This window comes from Variovorax sp. dw_954 (assembly GCF_018449755.1).
Classification (GTDB): domain Bacteria; phylum Pseudomonadota; class Gammaproteobacteria; order Burkholderiales; family Burkholderiaceae_C; genus Variovorax.
This window is the reverse complement of sequence record NZ_JAAVVD010000021.1, coordinates 22,826-42,600: the sequence shown is the minus strand read 5'-3', so window position 1 is coordinate 42,600 and position 19,775 is coordinate 22,826. Positions and strand designations below refer to the sequence as shown.

The 19,775-nt window shown below is 65.1% G+C and carries 19 protein-coding genes; 3 read left to right on the top strand and 16 right to left on the bottom strand.

The genetic code is table 11. The features are described from left to right. Positions 1-6: 6 nt before the first annotated feature. From HB681_RS26940 to HB681_RS26875, 14 genes are all read right to left on the bottom strand, one after another. A complete protein-coding gene (locus HB681_RS26940) occupies positions 7-717 on the bottom strand; it encodes a tyrosine-type recombinase/integrase (RefSeq protein WP_256354565.1) in 711 nt (236 codons plus the stop codon). Continuing rightward, the gene (locus HB681_RS26935; protein ID WP_256354564.1) at positions 714-1,964 is read right to left on the bottom strand and encodes a tyrosine-type recombinase/integrase; all 1,251 of its coding nucleotides are present in this window, start codon (positions 1,962-1,964) and stop codon (positions 714-716) included. The genes HB681_RS26940 and HB681_RS26935 overlap by 4 nt, the downstream gene beginning before the upstream one ends. Before the next feature lie 182 nt (positions 1,965-2,146). Further along, complete coding sequence (locus HB681_RS26930) at positions 2,147-2,590, bottom strand: 2Fe-2S iron-sulfur cluster-binding protein (protein ID WP_345944754.1); 444 nt, start codon at positions 2,588-2,590, stop codon at positions 2,147-2,149. Positions 2,591-2,595: 5 nt separating this feature from the next. Continuing rightward, positions 2,596-4,827: a molybdopterin cofactor-binding domain-containing protein gene (locus HB681_RS26925; RefSeq protein WP_213957947.1), complete on the bottom strand. Its 2,232-nt coding sequence runs from the start codon at positions 4,825-4,827 to the stop codon at positions 2,596-2,598. Then, a complete protein-coding gene (locus HB681_RS26920) occupies positions 4,817-5,617 on the bottom strand; it encodes an FAD binding domain-containing protein (RefSeq protein WP_213957946.1) in 801 nt (266 codons plus the stop codon). Before HB681_RS26920 ends, HB681_RS26925 begins: the two co-directional genes overlap by 11 nt. A 7-nt stretch (positions 5,618-5,624) precedes the next feature. Beyond that, positions 5,625-6,146 (bottom strand): nucleoside deaminase, encoded by a 522-nt coding sequence (locus HB681_RS26915; RefSeq protein WP_213957945.1) that lies wholly within the window; start codon positions 6,144-6,146, stop codon positions 5,625-5,627. Between the two features lie 7 nt (positions 6,147-6,153). Then, positions 6,154-6,915 (bottom strand): ABC transporter permease, encoded by a 762-nt coding sequence (locus HB681_RS26910; RefSeq protein WP_213957944.1) that lies wholly within the window; start codon positions 6,913-6,915, stop codon positions 6,154-6,156. Positions 6,916-6,920: 5 nt separating this feature from the next. After that, entirely contained in the window at positions 6,921-7,694 is a 774-nt protein-coding gene (locus tag HB681_RS26905; RefSeq protein WP_213958046.1) for an ABC transporter ATP-binding protein, read from the bottom strand. 63 nt (positions 7,695-7,757) lie between these two features. Beyond that, entirely contained in the window at positions 7,758-8,756 is a 999-nt protein-coding gene (locus HB681_RS26900) for an ABC transporter substrate-binding protein (protein WP_213957943.1), read from the bottom strand. Between the two features lie 7 nt (positions 8,757-8,763). Continuing rightward, positions 8,764-9,585: an alpha/beta hydrolase gene (locus tag HB681_RS26895; protein WP_213957942.1), complete on the bottom strand. Its 822-nt coding sequence runs from the start codon at positions 9,583-9,585 to the stop codon at positions 8,764-8,766. Then, on the bottom strand, positions 9,578-10,576 hold the full coding sequence (locus HB681_RS26890) for a 2-oxoglutarate and iron-dependent oxygenase domain-containing protein (protein WP_213957941.1): 999 nt from the start codon (positions 10,574-10,576) through the stop codon (positions 9,578-9,580). The genes HB681_RS26895 and HB681_RS26890 overlap by 8 nt, the downstream gene beginning before the upstream one ends. 119 nt (positions 10,577-10,695) lie before the next feature. Further along, positions 10,696-11,631: a LysR family transcriptional regulator gene (locus tag HB681_RS26885; protein WP_345944753.1), complete on the bottom strand. Its 936-nt coding sequence runs from the start codon at positions 11,629-11,631 to the stop codon at positions 10,696-10,698. A gap of 510 nt (positions 11,632-12,141) precedes the next feature. Further along, positions 12,142-13,920: a hypothetical protein gene (locus HB681_RS26880; protein ID WP_213957940.1), complete on the bottom strand. Its 1,779-nt coding sequence runs from the start codon at positions 13,918-13,920 to the stop codon at positions 12,142-12,144. Positions 13,921-14,342: 422 nt separating this feature from the next. Beyond that, entirely contained in the window at positions 14,343-14,906 is a 564-nt protein-coding gene (locus tag HB681_RS26875; RefSeq protein WP_213957939.1) for a hypothetical protein, read from the bottom strand. 376 nt (positions 14,907-15,282) lie between these two features. Here HB681_RS26875 and HB681_RS26870 point away from each other — a divergent pair, with 376 nt between their 5' ends. Continuing rightward, entirely contained in the window at positions 15,283-16,413 is a 1,131-nt protein-coding gene (locus tag HB681_RS26870; protein ID WP_213957938.1) for an IS630 family transposase, read from the top strand. Further along, positions 16,379-16,693, top strand: coding sequence for a hypothetical protein (locus HB681_RS26865; protein ID WP_213957937.1), 315 nt, complete (start codon positions 16,379-16,381; stop codon positions 16,691-16,693). Before HB681_RS26870 ends, HB681_RS26865 begins: the two co-directional genes overlap by 35 nt. Positions 16,694-16,865: 172 nt before the next feature. On the opposite strand, the gene HB681_RS26860 is transcribed toward HB681_RS26865, so the two are convergent. Further along, a complete protein-coding gene (locus HB681_RS26860) occupies positions 16,866-17,570 on the bottom strand; it encodes an SOS response-associated peptidase family protein (protein WP_213957936.1) in 705 nt (234 codons plus the stop codon). Between the two features lie 386 nt (positions 17,571-17,956). Next, a complete protein-coding gene (locus HB681_RS26855) occupies positions 17,957-18,877 on the bottom strand; it encodes a LysR family transcriptional regulator (protein ID WP_213957935.1) in 921 nt (306 codons plus the stop codon). Between the two features lie 119 nt (positions 18,878-18,996). Here HB681_RS26855 and HB681_RS26850 point away from each other — a divergent pair, with 119 nt between their 5' ends. Continuing rightward, positions 18,997-19,764, top strand: a complete 768-nt coding sequence (locus tag HB681_RS26850) for a phytanoyl-CoA dioxygenase family protein (RefSeq protein ID WP_213957934.1) — start codon at positions 18,997-18,999, stop codon at positions 19,762-19,764. Positions 19,765-19,775: the final 11 nt, after the last annotated feature.

The window sequence follows — 19,775 nt, the reverse complement described above, 5'->3', positions numbered from 1 at the left end:
ATGCACCTACCGGTCTCCCAACGGCTCGCCGCGGCGCACGCCGCGCGAGCTGACGAAGAAGGTCATCTGCGGCTTCGGATGCACGTGCTGGCGGCGCAGGGCTCGGTAGGCCGCCAGCGGGCTGATCACACTGGGGTGCAGCGGCACCATGCGGGACTTGCCGAACTTGGTCTGCTGTATGGTCAGGACACCGCCTTCCAGATCCGCATCCGAGTCGGCCAGGTTGATCGCCTCAGAGACCCGAAGTCCGGCCGATGCGATCAGGCCGAACAGCGTCGCATAGGTGGCGGCACGAAGGCCATCCGAGGGGCCGAGTCGACGGGCCGCGACGATCAGTGCCGCGATCTCGGCTTCGCTGTAGATGTGAGGCGCCACGCGGCGCGGGATCGGACCGAAGCTGGAATCGTCAGGCACTTCGACGGTCGGATCGAACTGCTGCAGCCAGCGCATGAAGGGGCGCAGCGTTGCCAGTCGACGCGCTGCGGTGTCGACATTGACCTGACCGCCCACGAGGTACCGGGGCTGGACCTGGCGCGCCCACTGGACCATCACGTCCACCGTCAACGCGCTGTCCCGGCCCTCGCCGGCCATGAACCGGGTGAAGTGGCGCACGGCGAGATCAGAAGAACAGGGCTTGAAGCCGAGACGCCGGCGTTCAGCCAGGTACTGCTCGACCTTGGCGGTGAGGTCGATGCTCGCGGGTGACGGGGCGCTCATGATGCGCTCCCAGGCCAAGGCAGAGCGACCTCGGCAAGCAGTTGCAAGTCGAGCTTGGCGTAGATCAGCGAGGTGTCCAGCGATCGATGCCGAAGCACATCGGCAACCTCCTTGATCGAACTGCCGTTGTTGACCAGACGACAGGCCAGCGTGTGACGCAACGAGTGGCAACTGCGCGAGATGCCGGCACTTCGCAAGGCACGCCCGATTGCACGGCTCACCCCGTCGACGCCGATGGGCTTGTCGTGTGGCGCCAACCGACGGACGAACAGGGACGACAGCGTGGTTGCAGGTCGCTCGTGTCTCATGTACTCCGACAGCGCTTGTCCGGTGACCGCCGGCAGCGGCAGGACGTCCTGCCGCTGGGACTTCGTCCTCTTCAGGGTCACCGTGCCGGCGCGCCAGTCGAAGTCGCCAATCTCCAGCTTAGCGATCTCCCCCACTCGCAGTCCGAGATCCAGAGCCAGGCGCACCATGGCCACCAAGCGCAGCAGCGCCCCCTTGACCTGGGCACAATGCACTTCGAGCCGCTGGACTTCCTCGGTCGTCAGAGTGCGCGGCAACGATGCCTGGCTCCATCGCACCGGCGACGAGATGGCGCCGAGCAGGGCATTGACTGCGTCACCGCAGGTCCCGCGGTATCGGAAGTAGGCGCGCAGCGCCGCCGTGACCGCGCTGGCGTGCGACGCGCTGTTGACCCGCGTAAGCTCCGTCGCGATGAAGCCGCGAACGTCTTCCGGCTGCAACTCGCCGATGGCGATGGCCTTGCCCGCGACTTTGCGTTGCAGCAGCTGGCTGACGCGCGCGAGCCGATCCTCTCGGGTGCCAATTGCCAGGCCCCGGGCGTCGCGCATGTGGATGTTGTAGCGGGCCAGTTCCTCGGCCACGGGACCGCTGGGCCGAGGCAGTTCAACAATGACATGCTGCTCCCGCAGTAAAGCCAGCAGATGCCCGAGACTGGCGCACAAGTCATTGCGTGTGCGCAGAGCCGCGGGATGGCAGTCGCAGCGCGGCAGATGGGAATCCAGGAACTGCTCGACGATGGCCTCGTCGATTTGCTCGGCAGACAGTTGGCACTTCGTCATCCAGTGGGAAAAGTGCGACCAGGCACGCAAGGCCTTCTCCGAACTGCCTTCGGCGTACCGACCGCGCTCCAGCAATGCCTGGAATGCCTCGACGTACGAAGACAGCGGGCCGTCGAGCAACCAAGCCCTGGCCAACGGGTGCATTGAGTGGATCAAGTCCATGGCGATCTCCAGTTGTGAAATCGCCATTCCTGCACCGGCCACGAACTTATGTCCAGTTCAACGGCACCCTCATGGCAGTGCGCCCACGGAGATCGAGGCCTGCGGCCGGATCAAGCCCGAGAACTGTTCATAACTAGGCGCTGTGCATAACGCTGCAGTGCGGTCTCAGGACCGCCACCCCATTAGAAAAGCTCAGCCACTGCCCGACTGAGGCCTCCATACCCGGTGCAGCGGCAAAGGTTCCCGCACATGAGCTCGCCAGCCTCCGCCGCGTCCGGTCTCGGGATGCGCGTGTGCAGGTAAGTCATCGTCATCACCATGCCTGCGGAGCAATAACCGCATTGCACCGCGCCGCAACGTGCAAGGGCATCGCGAACCGGTGTGCTTGCCGGATCGACCGCCGTGGCCTCGATCGTCGTCACACTTCGGCCTTCGAGCTGCCACGCCATCACGAGGCAGGAATTGACGGGTTCGCCGTCGAGCCACACCATGCAGGCGCCACAGCGCCCGATCTCACAACCGGGCTTGGCTCCGACCAGGCCGAAGTCTTCCCGCAGCATCGGCAGCAGGCGGCGCTGCACCTCGCAGTACACGGTCACCGCTGTCTTGTTGAGCTCGAAGTGCACTTCCATCATGACGATTGCTCCAGAAAATCCAGCACCGTGTCCGCTGCCACCGGCAGCGCCTTCACGTGCATACCGAGCGCCACGCCCACCGCGTTGGCGATCGCCGGCACGGCGATGTTCACGCCGATCTCGCCAGCGCCCCGCGGACCGACGACGTCGCCTTCAGGCAGGTCCTCGATGGCCATGACCTCCATCTGCGGCATGTCGGCCAGCGTGGGAATCAGGTAGCCGTCGAGATTGCGCGCGAGATAGCGGCCAGCCTGCATGGCCAGCGACTCGATCGTAACCATGCCCTGGCCGATCAGCGCCCCGCCCTCGATCTGGCCCAGGAGCCCCATCGGCGACACCACGGGGCCAAGCGCCGCCGCGATCACGAGCCGTTCGACCCGCACGGCTCCGGTCCAGGTGTCGACAGCGACCTGCGCCAAGGCGGCGCAGGCACCGAAGACGAAGTGCGCCGCTTCGATGTCGCTGGGTGTTTCCTCGCCGTGCAGCTCGATCAGGCATTGCGGTCGCGCGTCGCCCAGTGAGGCGGCAAGCGCTGCGTAGCTCAGGCAACGTCCTTCCGCGTTCCACAGTCCCCCGGCGCCAGTGCGCAGCGAACCGGCGTCTGCGCCAAGCATGGACGCCCCCATGGCGCACAGGCGCTCCTGCCATGCCGGGCCTTCCGTCGTCAACGCACGCCAGATCAACGTGGTGGCGCGCGACGCCGCAACGGGCCCCGAGTCGGGCGCGAGCCCAGAGTCTCCGATGACTGCCCGCACGTCGTCGCCGCCGCAGCCCAGGCAGCGCACCGCGAGCGCGCGCATGCTGCCGACCAGGTTCTGCCCGAGCTCGGTGAAGCCCGTTCGCAGCTCCACGGCGCCGTCCTCGCCCAATGCGACGACGAGTCGTGTGCCATTGGGTCCGCCGCGGCCGAATCCATCGCTGCGATGCACCAGTGCCAGACCGACTCCGCGGCGCAAGCGACCTTCTGTCCATGTGCGCGGTCCCTGCCACATCGGATGCCGTGCGACCGCTTCGAGCGCCAGCGAAGGCCCGTTGGAAGGAACGACGACCTGCCCCAACGGTCCCGGCCCGTCGGGCGCTTCCAGGTTGATCCTTCGAAATGCCGCGGCGTCCATGCCCACGGCCTGCGCCAGGCGGTCCACCTGCTGCTCCAGCGCAAACTGCACCTGTACGGCGCCGAAGCCGCGGAAGGCGCCCGCGATGCCGTTGTTGGTGTAGGCCAGGCGCCCATCGATAGCGACGGCGTCGTAGCGGTAAGGCCCGACCGCATGCTCCTGCGCCGCATCGAGCACCTCAGGCCCGTGGGTCGCATACGCGCCGGTGTCGGCCAGGATGTCCACCTCGTGCAGGCGCAGCAGCCCTTGCGCATCGCACCCGGTTCGCATGCGGATGCGCATGCTGTGGCGCTTGACGCCCAGGTCCACGGACTGCGGCCGCCGCAACTGGAGGCGGACGGCCCGGCTCGCCTTCCAGGCCAGCAATGCGGCAATGGGCTGAATGGTCAATTCGTCCTTGCCGCCATAGGAGCCCCCCACCGGCGTGCCCACCACGCGCACCCGCTCGGGCGGCAGGGCCAGCATCGCGGCGATCACCTGGCGGTCGCGCTCGGGGTTGTGGCAGCCGAAGTGCACCACCCAGCCGCCCAGCCCGTCCGGCTCGACGACACCACCTTCGGTCTCCAGATAGGCGTGCATCTGTCGGGGCGACTGGTATTCGGCCTCGACCATGTGAACGCAAGCCTGCCGCGCCGCATCGGCATCGCCGCGACGGTGCGCTGTCGCGTGGAGCAGGTTGCCGCCGTCGTGGACCGCAGTGCTCCCCGCAAGGAGCGCCGCCGCCATGTCGTCCACGAGCGGCAGCGGCGCGTACACCACGCGGATCAGCGCTGTCGCCTGCTCGGCCAGTTGCAGCGTTTCTGCGGCAACGGCGGCAACCGGATCGCCCACGCAGCGGACCTTGTCGTCGCACAGCACCGGCCGATCGAGCTTGCGCAATCCGTAGCGCGCCTCGCCCGGAATGTCGGCGTGCGTGACCACCGCGTGGACGCCAGGCAGCGCGAGTGCCGCCTGCACGTCGATCGACACGATTCGCGCATGGGGATGCGCACTGCCGAGGATGGCGCCATGCAATTGCCCGGGGCGCAGGCGATCGCTCGGGTAGCCCGGATTGCCGCCGAGCTTGGCCAGCGCGTCCGGTCGGGGTGGGTGGCGGTCGAACTTATCCAGCACGAGTGGCTCCGCTCAGCCTGCCGGCGATCACGGCGGCAGCGAGCCGCGCCAGCGAGGGACTTTGTGCAAGATCGGCCGCGCAAGCATCACGCAGCCGCAGTCCGGTGGCATCCGTGGGCACGGCATCGTGGAGCGCCAGTTCGACATTCGGCAACCGTCGGGCGCGCAGGCCCGCCCCCGACACGGCAGCACGCGCATCTTGCAGGCGCCCCTCTGGGTCCAGGTCGGCGCTCAGGGCGACGGTGAGGCGGGTCGGCGAGAACGCGGCGCGATGGCCGACCTTCTCGAAGAAGCTGACGCGGCGAGGACTTGCAACGTTCACCGTCAGCGCCACGAGCAGCGTTCCATCGTCGCGCTTCAGCCATTGCGCCAGGGGCTCGCCCTCGTCTTCCGCCAATTCGACGTTGGCGCCGAGGGCCAGCAGTGCGGGCAGCGTGTCGCCAAAGCCCCAGCCCGCGTTGCCGCCGATCGTCGCCAGGTGCCGCACCGAGAGCGCGGCGATGCCATTGCACGCATCGATGAGCAGGGGCGCATGCAGACCGACCAGTGCGTCGCGACGCAGCGACTCGAGCCTTACCGCCGCGCCAATGCGCAAGCTGCCCTCTGACAGCGATATGCCTTGCGCCGCCGGCACGCGAGTCACGTCGAGCAGCGTCAGGGCCGCCGGCGGAGACGAGTCCCGCGCGAGTTGCAACGCCGTCCCTCCCGCGACGAAGGCGCCTTGCGCGCCAAGTTGGCTGCGCCGGCGCTGCGCAGCGATCGCGCTCGGCGGAAATTCGATCGCCGTCATCCAGGTCCTAGCGCGACACCCAGAACGCGCGTTGCATGGCCACCGTCTCTTGCACGATCTCATACACAGGGCCGATCAGGTCCACCGGCTTCTGGCAGTGGTCGAACACATGGCGGGACGACACACTCATGGTCGGGTTCTCGGCATGGCTGCCGGTTTCCGACAGCAGTTGCGCTTCGGTCATGCCGAACACCACCCGCCCGATATTGGCCCAGTACGACGTGCCCGCGCACATGCAGCAGGGCTCGACCGCCGTGTAGAGCGTGCATTGCCACAGGAACTCGGGCGTGTAGTTGGTGGCGGCCACGCGTGCCAAGGTTGATTCGGCATGGTTGACCGTGTCGATGTTGCACTGCTCCAGCAGCACCGTCTCGTGGTCAGGCGCGACGAGCACTGCGCCAAAGGGGTGATGACCCATGGCCACCGCACGCTGCGCGACTTCGTTGGACCGCCGCAGGTGGCGCATCATCTGCTCGTGGGTGGGCCGTGGACCTTGCGAGGGTAGCGTGGCAGGTGTGTTCATGTTCATGGCGGAATCAGTTCGGGGCCGACAGGCTCCACGGGAACAGGCGGCGATGCAGCCAAACGATCAGGCCATACAACAGCAAGCTGCTGCACACCAGGACGGCCAGCGACGCAAAGGCCACCGGCACCTTGAAGGACGACGTGGCAAACAGGATGAGATAGCCCAGTCCCTTTTCCGCTGCGACGAACTCGGCCACCACGGCACCGATCACCGCCAGCGTGATCGACACCTTGAGCGCGGCGAAGATGTACGGCACCGCGTAGGGCAGCCTGATCTGCGTGTATTCACGGGAGCGCGGTGCGCGCAGCGAGCGCGACAGCTCGATCAGCTCCGCCGGAACGGCCGCCATGCCCGTCGCTGTCGAGATCACCAGCGGAAAGAAGGCAATCAGCGTCGTGATGACCACGCGCGGCAGGTTGCCCGCGCCCAGCATCACCACGATGATCGGCGCGACGGCGACGATGGGCGTCGACTGCACGACCACCAGCCAGGGCATCAGCGTGCGCGACAGCAGCGGCGAGCTGGTGAGCGCCATCGCCAGCGGCAGCGCGATGGCGATGGCGACCACGTAGCCGATGAGCGCGACCTGCAAGGTGGCGGCCAAGTGTTCGCCCCAGCGCGCCAGTCCGAGATCGGCGGCGGCATGGAGGATCACGCTCGGCGCGGGCAGCACGAAGACCGGGATGGGCAGGGTCCGGCAGGACAGCTCCCACAGCGCGAGCACCACGATGAAGGTGCCCAGGGAAGCATGGCGACTTAGAAAATCACGCATCGCGATCACTCGGGTTTGCGCGTGAAGACCTTCACGCGGATGTCGTTCGCAAGGTGCGTGAAGACTGGGTCTGACAAGGTGGCCAGGTTGCGCGGCCGCGCCAGCGGCACGTCGATGATCTCCGCAACGCGGCCCGGGCGCGCGCTCATCACCACGATGCGGTCCGACAGCAGCAAGGCTTCCTGGATGGAATGGGTGACGAACACGACCGTCTTGGGACGCTCGCTCCAGATGCGCAGCAGTTCGAAGCTCATCTCGTCGCGCGTCAGCGCGTCGAGGGCCGAGAAGGGCTCGTCCATCAGCAGGATGTCCGGATCGTGCAGCAGTGCGCGCGCAATGGCCGCGCGTTGCTGCATGCCGCCAGAGAGCTCGCCGATGCGCTTGCGCGCGAAATCGCGCAAGCCCACGGTTTCCAGCAGCGACTGGGCGCGCGCCTTGTCACCGTCGTCGATGCGCCCGTACTTGTGCCGCATCGGAAAGGTGATGTTGTCCAGTACGTCGAGCCACGGCAGCAGCGTCGGTTTCTGGAATGCGAAGCCGATCTCGTCGCGCGGTTCGGTCACGGGCATGCCGAAGATCGACACCGCGCCCGACGTGGGCTTGAGCAGGCCGCCGACGAGGCGCAGCAAGGTCGACTTGCCGCACCCGGAGGGGCCGATGAGCGATACGAACTCATGGCGCCGCAGGCTCAGGTTGACGTCGTGCAGCGCCTCCACGCGACTGCCGTCGCTGGAGGTGAAGACCTGCCCGACGCCCTTGAACTCGATGACGGGCGCCAGGGCGGCGGCGTCCGCGACCGGAGCCTGCGGGGCGTTCAACGTAGCGTTCACCAGCGATGTCCCTTACTTGGCCACGAAGCTGCGATCGACCAACTTTTCGGGGTCGACCTTTGCAGGCGGATAGTTCATCGATTTGGCGACCCAGGTCCAGGTGGCGGCAAGCAGCTTGGGTTCGAAGGTGCCCAGGCCGTCGCGCTTGGAGATCTCGTTCTGCAGCAGCGGCACGGAGGCGCGGAACTCGTTGGCGACGACTGCCACATCGGCTTCAGGCACGGAGGCCTTCAGGTCCGCGGCCGCCTTGTCGGGATTGTCGATCGCGAACTGCAGCGACTTGCGCAGCGCCTTCATGTAGCGTTTGAGCACCTCGGGCCGCTCCTTGATGATCTTGTCGCTCGCCATGGCCGACCAGCCGTAGCCGTCGAGGCCATAGGACGACCACGGCACCACGACCAGTTCCTTGCCGGCCTGCTTGAGCACGGCCTGCACCGCCGGCGCCACCGTGACCCAGTTGATCGTTGCATCCACGCCGCCCTGGGCCAGCATGGGCGCCAGCGTGCTCGGGTCCACCTTCAGCAGCTTGATCTTCGACGGGTCGATGCCGTTGCTTTCGAGGACGACGGGCCACAGCGAGTTGGACGAAGAGAAGGTCGACGTCGCCACCGTCTTGCCGACGGCGTCCTTCAGGCTGTTGATGCCGCTGCCCTTGGTGGTGAATAGCGCATCGGGCTGCTTCGAGTACAGCGACATGACGGCCTTGACCGGCACGCCGCTTTCCGCGGCCGCCATCATCAGAGCGGAGATGCCACCGAAGCCCACGTCGGCCGCACCGGTTGCGATCTTGGTGATCGCATCGGACGAACCGCGCCCGGGCAGAACGGTGACGTCCAGGCCTTCAGCGGCGAAGAAGCCTTCCTTGAGGCCTGCATAGACGAAGCTCTTGTCGCCGCCGGGCAACCAGTCGAGTTGCACGGTGAGCTTGTCGGCGGCGTGCGCGGCACCGCCGAGCAATGCGCTGCCGGCAAGGAACAGCGAGGCAACGAGGGGGCGAAGGCGATGGTTCATGGGGTTCTCAGGTGGTCGAAGTGGAGGAAGAGTTAAGGGCTTGAAAAGGGCCCGCATGCGAATGCAGCATGGCCTCGAGGTGCGGCAGCAGCAGCTCGGTGAGCAACGCGGGCTGCGCCAGTTGGGGGACGTGGCCGCAATCCATCGACACGCAGGTCGCGCCGGGGCTCAGTTGCTGCATGCGTCGTTGCAGGGGCAGCACCACCGAGCGGTCGTCGCGGCATTCGACGTACACACGCTGCACACGGCCAAAACGGTCGGCGGTCAATTCATTGCGCATGGCACGGCCGCTCTCGGGCTGCGGTCGCAGCAAAGCGGCGGCGCCTGCAGCCGCCGCCGGCTTGCAGTCCTGCAAAAAGCAGCGCAGCGCGCCTTCGGGCCGAACCGTCGTGGTGTCTCGCGTGGCGTCGTACTCCAGCCAGGGCGTGATGCCGGCAAGTTCCGCTTGCGGCATGGCGGCCTGCACGTCGGCCACGACATCGACGAAGCTCATGCCCGAAGGCAGCATCATCCCGGCCAGGTAGACCAGGCCCGCGACGCGATGCGGCAACGCTTGCGCCACTTGCGAGGCCGTGATGCCACCGCCACTGTGGCCGACGACGACCACCGGCGCTCCGATGCGCTCGACGATTTGCGATACGTGCGCCACATAGCTTTCCAGCGACGCCGCTTGCCCGCCCAGCGGCGGCCAGCCGTTGCCGGGCAGGTTCACCGCGTGCGGCTGCCATCCTTTCCCCAGCAGCCAGGGCTGCCAGGCGTCGAATGCCCAACTGCCCTGCCATGCGCCGTGGATCAGCACGGCATGGCGTGCGTTGCGCTTCTCAGCCATAGGTGCGGCGGTAGCACTCGCGCAGATGTTCCTCGACGGTGACCGGCGCGAAGCGCGGCGCCTCGCCGGGCGTCAGGCACGTGGGCAGGCATTCGACGCGGTGCGCCGGATTGCCGGTGAAGAAGTACGGCACCGAATGGCGCTCGCGGCCCGACGCGTTGATGACGCGATGCAGGGTCGACTGGTAGCGGCCATTGGTCCAGCGCGCGAACAGGTCGCCGATGTTGACGACGTAGGTGTCGGGGATGGGCGGCGCATCGATCCAGCGCTGCTGCTGCGCGTCCCGCACCTGCAAGCCGCCGGTTTCGTCCTGCAGCAGCAGCGTGATGCCGCCGAAATCGGTGTGCTCGCCGCAGCCCTTCTCGCCGGGCGAAGGTTTGGGTGGCTGGGGCGGATAGTGAAGCAGCCGCAGCGTGGCGGCCGCATCCTCCAGATAGCCGTCGAAATGATCCGGCGTCAGCGACAGCGAGACCGCCAGCGCCCGCACCAGCAGCGTGCCGAGCGCGTGGGCCTCCGCGAAATACTCGCTCATCGTCTCGTGGAAGCCGGGCAAGCCATCGGGCCATTGGTTCGGACCCGTGTTGAACCGGCCCGCGAGAACGCGTGGATCGTCCGCAGGCGTTTCCTCGCCGATGTAGAAGCTTTCCTTGAGGTCTGGCGGCGCGCCAGCTTCAAGGGTTTGCGCGCGCAGCGGTTCGTACCCGCGGTTGCATGGCGAATGCGCCTTGTCGACCAGAAGCTTGGCCGACATCGGCTCGTCGAAGAAGGCCTCGGTGAAATGGAAGACCCGCTCGATCAACGCGCGTGGCACACCGTGGTTGCGCACGTAGAAGAAGCCCTGCTGCTCGCAGGCAGAGCGCAGCGCGGCGGCCACGTCCTGCCAGTGCGCCGGGTCGCCGTCGCGCAGGACCCGGACGTCGATCACGGGAATGCCGGGTTGGGGCGCTTCGGCCGGTGTCGGGAGCGTGGCCGTGAAGGTGTCGCTGCTCATGTCTGCGTTCGTCGTCGAGTGGTCGATGGACGCAGTCTAGGAAGCGCAACGCGCTCGCGATAGCAGAGAGTTTGGCGCGGGGTGATGCCGAATCGGCAGCAGCACCGCGCCGAAGCGCATCAGCCCGCGTTGTTGGGCTCCTCGGCTTCGCGCCGCTCGATCTCTTCGGCGACGATCCGGATGAACGCATCGACGGCGGTCGGCAATGTCCGTCCGGCCCGGACGTACACGCCCAGTTCCGTGGTGAGCCGGATCTGCGCCTTCAGCGGCACGTGGACCAGCAGACCCGCAGCCATCTCGCGCTCGAGCCCGAGCCGGGTCTGAAAGCCCACGCCCACGCCGCGCCCCACCATGCTCTTGGCCAGCTCGACCGATGCGGTCTCCAGCAACACGGTTAGCGCGCGCTTGTGGTGCGAGATCAGCGGCTTCATCACCGCATGGATCGACAACTGCGGCGCGGCAAGGATCAGCGGATAGCGCGCGCAATCGGCGAAAGTGACCTGCGACAGCTGCGCCAAGGGATGGTCCGCGCGCACCACCGCGCCAAGCCCGAAGCGGCCGACGGCGCACTGACGCAGGGCCTCGTTGCGCTCCAGCGCAAAGCCGATGGCCACGTCGGCATCGCCGCCGATCACGTCGGCGGCCGTTTGCGCGGAGCCGGCGGAGCTGACCTGGATCCGTATCGTCGGATAGCGCGTCATCATCCGCTCCAGGCATGTCGGCAGCAGGTCGGCATTGAGCCCTTCGACCGACACGACGCTGATCGAGCCGCGACGAATGCCACGCAGCATGTCCAGTTCGCTGGCCATGCGGCGCTCGTCCTGCAGCACGGTAATCACATGCAAGGAGAACACCTCTCCCGCGGGCGTGAGCTTGAGGCCGGTCGACATGCGCTCGAACAGCGGCGAGCCGATCTCGGCTTCGAGTTGCAGCAGTTGGCGGTTGACGGCCGACGAAGCGACGTGAAGCCTGCGCGCAGCCTCCCGGATGGAGCCGCACCGGCGAATCATGTCGAAGTAGTTGAGCGAGCGGGCGTGAATGTTCAAAGTAGCCATCGAGAGAAGATTCGCGCGTGTGCCAGACAGGGATGCTTGTGCGCGATAGTTTGACCGAATCGATGACGGCCATCGCAAATCTTCTGGTTGTGGGCCAAGCCGCCGGTTGGCAGTGAAAGTCACGGCCTCGTGTCTTGACCGGGGTGCTCGTCACGCACGCAAATGCGTGTTTCCGTCAAGTGCGGCTTCAGACTGGTTGCGGCTGTTCGAGATCTGAGCTGAACGGCGGCAGCAGCTAAAAGCTGAGGTCGGCATCTGGCCCGGTGCTCGACTGCTGTTCCTCGAAACTTGACATTCAATTGCAGGGCCCCAGTAGCGGCGAACCGAAATCACATTGAACGGCAGGTTCGGCACGTCGTGAACTGGCGTTCGAGGCCCTAAGCAGTCTTTGAGGTTACCGATCGCGCTGCCCGAAAGCTGTCAAAGGAATGCGACGCCGCCTCATCCGCCAGTTAGAAGGCCCGGAGTTCGCAGATCCGTTGAGCAATGCTGCGCTTGTCAGCGCCGCACTCATAGCAGAAACACGCCCCTGAGCCTCTTAACGAGCGCCCGCCACCCGGCCGGTGTCATTTCGGGCAGCACGACGCGGCTCGGCGCAAAGCCGAGACCATTGAATCCGATCTCCGTGGCCTCAGAGAGGAGCTGCTTGAGAACGTACTCTGTGACCGCGGTATTACAAAACCACGCCGCCACCAACTCGAGGTGGCTGCCGCGCTCGATGGATTCGCGGAGTGTCACGAGGCCGCCGCCAAGCCGCTCTAGTTGCCCGCTCGGCGAGATCGCGTCGGCACGAAATCCCTTGCACGCTGCGCTTGTGCACATCTCTTTGGCTTCGCCCAAAAGCAAATGTTGCCAAGAATCCGACGCGTCTAGCTTGGCGATTGTCTCAATGAGGAGACCGACCTTCATGCTCGACTCCAGCGATGATTGGTATTCGATGCGTAGCCCGCTGACCTCATTCAACACAAGCCCGGGCACCACGATGCTTCCCGCAACGTCGCTGGAACTTGTCGCCGATCTCACCGCGGAGGGCGAGTGGGGAATGCGTATGGTGTATGGAACGTCCACGCGCCACGAACCATCGGCCTGCACCGCAATCTCCGCCTTCAGGCGGCCATTCTCCGTGAGAATGCCGCCGCTTTTTATTCTCAACAAGTCGGTGTAGGCCGAGCGGGCGTGCTCTGGCACAGCCGCTGCGACCGGTGTCTTGGATCCTCGCCTTGAGCGCCCGCGCCCTCGTGTCCGCAGCCCGAGCGCGGCCAACTCCGCCTCAAGGGCCGCGATCTCGCCATCGAGGAAGTCATCGTCGTCTTCGCGAGTGAAGTAGCGATACAGGAATGCCGAGAAGACGTGCTGGCGCCAGAGCTCATTGTCTACACGGGGAAAGCGCCTGTCGGCCCCGGTCGCAGGGTACACAACGAGACGATTCCAGAGATGGAGAGCGCCGTCCTCGTCGCAGAGGTGTTCGGGGAGGTTCGTCGTCGCGACATCACGCCGCTCAATGCGGGTGCCGAGTTCTACGTCGTAGTCCCTGTGACGACGTCCCGTGTGCGGGAGTGGGCGGCTCGACTCGACAAAGATCGGCGGAATCGGCAGGGCCGGCAACGCGCGGACATACTTTCGCAAATCGAAATACGCTGATGGGTCCTCACTGAACCACGCCATCATCGCGTCCTGCAAATCGACATAGTGCGCGAACAGAGCGATGCAGTTGGCAATGGCCGGCGGCAGAGGCGCAGTCGTGGGCGGGTACTGCTTCCGCAGGAAAGCCAAGAATCTTCGGCTTTCCACCTGTGCGCGCGCCATCGATTCGCCGATTGTGCCGCCGCTCGTTAAGCGATGTGCAGTAAGGACAACATCTTCAACGTCTGCCCAATGGCCTACGTCGATTGCGGCTTGTTTGAGCCGCACTAGGATGTCCCAGAAAGCATCCGCTGGAGGCAGATCGCTGCAGAGCGACGCGTGGACTACGAGCGACATCGAATCGCCTGGAAACTGGCGGCCGCAGACAGCGTCGAGCAGGTCGCGCACAATCGTATAGACAGGCGTTTCCTTGGGTGCAATCAGCGTCCAGAAAGGTCGAATCGCGTCGACTCCGAAGGTTGTCCGGATAAATTCCTCCTGCGCGAGGATGGCGCTAGCCTCGAGGAGCGCAACTGCGGAGATTCCACCCTCGCGATGCACGCCTAGATTTGCGGCTTCGAGCTTCCGCTCCAACTCACCGGCTATGGCGACGAACTCATGGATCGCCTCGGGGGCGGGATCGATCTCTGGAAATCGCTTCCGCACGACTGGGCGGTCCTCCGTCCAGTGATGCAACGGGACGAATGCCTCGCTCCGTAGAAGGAGGAGATCTGGTGCTGCACCGGCGAAAAACGCGAGGCATTGGGAAATTCGCTGTCGAAAGTGGAAGCCCCCGTAAGGCGTCAGCAGCAAATCATGAAAGTGTCGCGCTTCGTGAGCGCGAAGGGAGAGGGATGCGGCGAGCCCACCGGCCTGCGCTCCGGCAGCAGACTGGATTGCAACGCGGTGGAGTGGGCTGGACGCGCCTCGAAGCGCTTGGACAGTGAGCTCGGCGTGTGCCAGCGCGGCGCTCGGGTCTTCGTTTGTCAGGAGCGCATCCAGCCTGACGACGAGAGCCAGCGAGTCCGTTTCAAGTCGCCCTCCGGCGGATGATCTCAGAGCATCCAGGCTCATACGCCCTTGCGCCCCTAGATTCGGCGCGACTTCCAGCGACCGTCGGGCTGCTTAGCGACGAGTGGATGGAGAGAGCCGTTGACTTGCTCCACCTGCGTTAGATTGTTCAGCAGCAGCTCGACTTCGCCCTCATCGAGCGCGAGATCTTTCGCGCGCGCCTGGAGATCCGGTATCGATTGTGGACCCGCCACCTCGAGCAAGCCGAGGACCTTCACTTGTTCGGGAGTCAGTGAACTACCTTTTCGCCAGGTCTTCCACGTCATGGCTGCGAATGCGCCGAGTGCCGCGACAACGACAGGGGCTGAGATGCCGGCACCAACGGCCGCGCCGACCACTGCGCCGACAGCACCTATGGCCTCGACGATGGGCAGATCCTCGTTTCGAATGACCCACGTCCCCAGACGAAAGTTGAGGCCTTGGCCGGCTGCGTTCAATTCGCTCACCGCCTCGCGCTCGCCGCGCACAAAACCGTCTTCGAGCACCGCGAGCACCTCGGGTAGGTGGACATCTTCCTCCACTCGCGCGCGGATCGCGTCGCGGAAGGAAAGTTCAGCTTCGGCGTGGTCGGGTCGGGACATGCAGAACGGACATTACGCGCTTTTGCCCGCTGCCGCTAGATAGACCTGCGGTTCACCGTCGTCGCCGGATGCGGGAAAGCCGAGTTTTCAGATCCCTCGTGCAGCCGTTGACAACTGTCTCTCGGATGGCGTCAGGTCGCTCATCGGCTTAGCCTCCCTGAAGCGGACTGCCGCGACCGGCTGCTCATGGCCGGGACCGCCTGTTCGCCAAACTGGCCGATAGCAGCCCTTGGCCAAGCGGGCGACTACGTCTAAGGTCAAGTCTCAGGCACGGCCGCGAACTGATGCTCGCCCAGAATCGGACCTACGGCCTGACCTAGTACAACATCCTATAAATACCTTTCATTGATATGGGATGTGAGGTAGTCTCGGGTGCATGAGTCGAGGACGACAAGCGCAGGCGATCAAGCTATCGCGAGAAGATCGCAAGTCCCTTGAACTATTGACCCGTCGAGGCACCGCCGAGCATCGCCAAGTGGTTCGAGCGCAGATCGCGTTGATGTGTCACGCGGGAGCGTCGACGACGGCGATCGCAGAGGCAGTGGGCGTTTCCGTGCAGACTGTCTCTCATTGGCGCACTCGATTGGCCCGGCATGGACTCAAGGGCTTGGACGAGGTGGCGCGGCCCGGGCGACCCCGGCGCATTGGCGCCTCGCAGCGTCTGGAGTTGCTCTCGCTGGCGTGCGAGCCCGCTGAGATGCAGGGACGCGCTACGCCGACGCTGGACGAACTGGTTGAGCGTGCTGTCGAGCGTGGCGTGGTCACGCAGATCAGCCGCAGCCACCTGCAACGCATTCTCCAGGCGGGCGACTTGCGACCGCACCGTGTGCGGCAGTGGCTGCACAGCCCGGATCCGCACTTCCGCCAGAAGGTCAACGCGATCTGTGCGCTGTACCGTCGGGCCCCCAAGGGATCGATCGTGCTGTCCGTCGATGAGAAGACGGGCATCCAGGCCATCGAGCGCAAGTACGCGGACCGAGCACCGGCGCCGGGCCGTGCGCGACGGCGCGAGTTCGAGTACGTCCGCCATGGCACCCAGGCCCTCATCGCCGCCCTGGACGTCCATTCAGGACGCGTGATGGGCAGTTGTACGGATCGGCGCACCCAAGCCGACCTCGTGGCCTTCATGGAGCAGGTCGCGCTTGCTCACCCGAAGGGGCGCGTTCATATCGTGTGGGACAACCTCAATACCCATCGCGCCCAGGCGGTGTGGGACGATTTCAACGCCCGACACGATCACCGGTTTGTCTTTCACTTCACGCCGTTGCACGCGAGTTGGGTCAACCAGATCGAGTTGCTCTTCGGCATCTATACGCGCCGTGTCCTGCGCCACGCCAGTCATTCGTCCATCGCGCAATTGCGCGAGCGCACCGAAGCCTTCATGGCGCAACGCAACCAGGCGCCCCAACCGTTCAAATGGACATTCGCCGGCTTTGAGCTACAAACCGGCGAACCCCTGAGGTTCAAACACCATGCCAACGTTCGAAGTACAAAGAAAGGCCGCTGAGCTTGAGCGCCAACTTGCCACGCTCACCGGACACCGGCGCGCGCGCGTCAAGCCCTACGGCAAGCATCTGCTGATCCAGATGCACAGCAATGGCGGTGACGACGCTGACGACCGCGTTGACACCATCGCACGCCTCACCGAGCTCGCGCGCAACTCCTACTCCGCCGCATTCCGCAGCCACACCGGCCGTTGGGAGCCCTTGCCCGCCATTGGGGACCTCGCCACGGTTGCCGACTTGGTTGTCTCTCTGCTCGGCCCCTACTTCGAGCCTAAAACGTAAAGCTATTTACGGGATGTTGTACTAGGTGGTTGCGAACCCACGTAACGGGAAGCGCTCTACACGCCTCTTCGCCATCAACGAAGCCGAGCGCCGCGTGCTGGCCACGTCATGGAAAGGTGCACCGCAGAGCATCGGGCATGGCATCGAGACGGCACCGGTCACGCTGTGCTGATCAAGCGGCCGAGCGCTTCTTTTCGATGGGGTTGGCGGTGAGCCCCTCGGCCGGATACGCCCGCATGAATTCGCGCGCTTTCTCCGGCTGGGCCGCGTTCAGCCAAGCGCCATACGAACCTTCGTTCAAAATCGCCACCATGCGCTTTTCGCTGCCCGGTTGCCCGTAACGGTGCATCAGCGCGTGGCTGTTGGCGTTCACTGTGAGCAGGCAGAAACTGACGATCACCCCGCCTTGCGCACCGGTCCAGGACTCCCACAGACCGGCCACGCCCATGGGTTTGCCGTCCACCCGCGCAACACGCGTGGACACCGCTTTGCCGCTGCGCAAGTCGTCTTCGTGAAACGCCATCATCGGCACGATGCAACGCTTCGCACCCAGCCAGGCGCCGCGAAAGTTGTTGGACGTAGTCGCGGTCTCCGAGCGCGCGTTGACCAGCTTGGTCGAACGCAGTTTTGCGTCAGAAGCGGATTTCACCCAGGGCGGGACCAAGCCGAACTGGCCCATGACGAGCTCGCGTTCGATCGCGCCCGGGTACGGGTGTTCGGCGCCTTCGACTGAAGGCGGTGCCGGTTGGTTGCGGATGAAAACGCCTGGGCGGCAGGGCCAAACCTGGCGACCCACCGCGGTGTCGCTGGGCGCGTCGACGTCAAAAATATCCCGGTACAGGTGGTCGGGACGCAGGCATTCGTATTGGGAGCTCATGGCGAGGATGGTAGACCGCGCGCTTCGGCGTTTTTTCGGTGTACGCGGGTGATGAGGCCCCGCTGCCGATCCGCCCAGAACACCAGTTCGCGCCATTCAAGCGCAGTCGTTGGCTATCGCAACCCGTCGCCAACCATGAGCGAAGTCGGGTTCCGGCTTAGAGCTGACGCTTGTCCCCAGAGTTGACGCAGGACAGCTTTCGGTAGCTGCTGTCATTCCAGCGCAAAACGCGACCGGCCCCAACCAGTCTTATGCCGTCATTGCAAGCACCTGGGCGCCATTTAAGTTGCTGGAAAAGCGCCCGAACTACCAACCAATTCTTCAAAGCGATTGCCATAGCACCGCTTGTGCGAGCGAACGAACGAACGAACGAACGAATTGTCCTCTCAGCTATGAGTGGCGCGACGCAGGCTTTCGTCAAGGTGCAATGCAGCCACCTCGATTTGCACAGCTTCGACCAGCCGCAGGCTTGCAGCCGATACCTTGCGGTCACTGGGCCAGGCGACCACCCAGCCTGTGTCGAAGCCCTTGATCGGCGCCATCGACAGAAAGCCGGCCTCGTACTCCGTCACCGCGGCCGAAAACGGGACCACCATGTAAGCCACGCCGCGGCAGACCAAGTCGATGCTCAGGTGCAGCGGCTGCACGTCGATGATGATGTTGAGCGGGCAGCCCAGGCGCAGTGCTTCCTTTTCGAGCCCCGTGGTCACCCGGTTGGAACGCGAAACGATCAGCGGATGCTTCGCGACTTCGTTCACGTCGACCGGGGTGTCCATCCGAAGTCCTGCGCGTGACTGCGCGGCAATCACGAGCGGTTCGTCGATGAGTTTGCGCGTCGACAGCGCTCGTCCCTTGGCATCGTCGCGGATGAAGACTGCCACGTCGCAAAGTCCGCGTGCCAGTGATTCGGCCATTGCGTGCGAGAGCCCTTCGATGACACCCAAATGGACCGCCGGAAAGCGCCGCAGGAAGCCTTCGACGAGATTGCCGGCGAAGAGCTGGCGCATCGACGGGGTGAGTCCAAGCACGATTTGCCCCGACGGCGTCTCGGCCTCGCCCAGCACGTCTTCCTTGAGTTGCGTGACGTCTTTGAACAAGCGTCCGGCGCGCTCGAGCAGGATCTGGCCTGCGGGCGTGAGCACGATGCCGCGCGAACTGCGGTCGAGCAGTCGCGTGCCGATCTCTTCCTCCAGCAACTGCACCTGCCGGCTCAGTGCCGACTGCGAGATGTACCGCGCTCGTGCGGCCGCCGCAAAGCCGCCGTGCTCTGCAATGGAGACGAAGTAGCCGAGTTGGCGAAGGTCCATGGTGGAGAGTATGCCCAGTGCTATCCAATTATTCGATAGGTGCGGCGCGAAAATTGAACTTCCTCCGCAGGCGCAGGCTGACGACACTCTCCTGACACCTATAACGTCGGAGACAAGACATGCTGACCCCGCAACAGGTCGAACAATACGAGCGCGACGGGCTGCTCGTGCTGCCATCCTTTTTCTCGCTCGAGGAAATTGGCGCGCTCATGGCGGACGTGCCTCGAATCGTCGCGATGGACCGCCCCGAGATTGCCAAGTCCGCTGCCGGCGAAACCTGCGCCGCGCTCGCGCTGCACCGGTACAGCGACGCCTTCGACCGCTTCATGCACCACCCCCTGCTGATCGAGACCGCGAAGCAATTGTTGGGCGGCGACATCTACTGTCACCAGTACAAGATCGTTTGCAAGGAACCGATGGGCACACTGGACTTTCCCTGGCACCAGGACTTCGGGAACTGGCAGGACCTCGATGGCATGCCTGAGCCGAAGGCTCTCAACATCTCGATCTACCTGGATGAGGTGACCGAGTTCAACGGACCGGTCGCTTTCATCCCGGGGTCCCTCCACCACGGCCGCATCCGTTCGCTGGCCGAGACACCGGCCGGACTCGTGAACACGACCACGCTCGCGCGCCTGAACCGCGGCGTGATCGAGGAACTGGTCAACGCACACGGGATCGTGGCGCCGAAGGGCCCGCGCGGGACGGTCGCGATCTTCCACGGCCTCACCGCGCACGCTTCCACGCCCAACATCAGCCCGTGGACGCGGCACATCCTCTACTTCACGGCGAACCGGGTGACCAATGCCATGCGCCGGCCAACGCGGCCCGACTACGTGGCACACCGCGATTTCACCCAGCTCGAGCCCGAGACCGTAGCGGCCTGACCGCGAGGAGT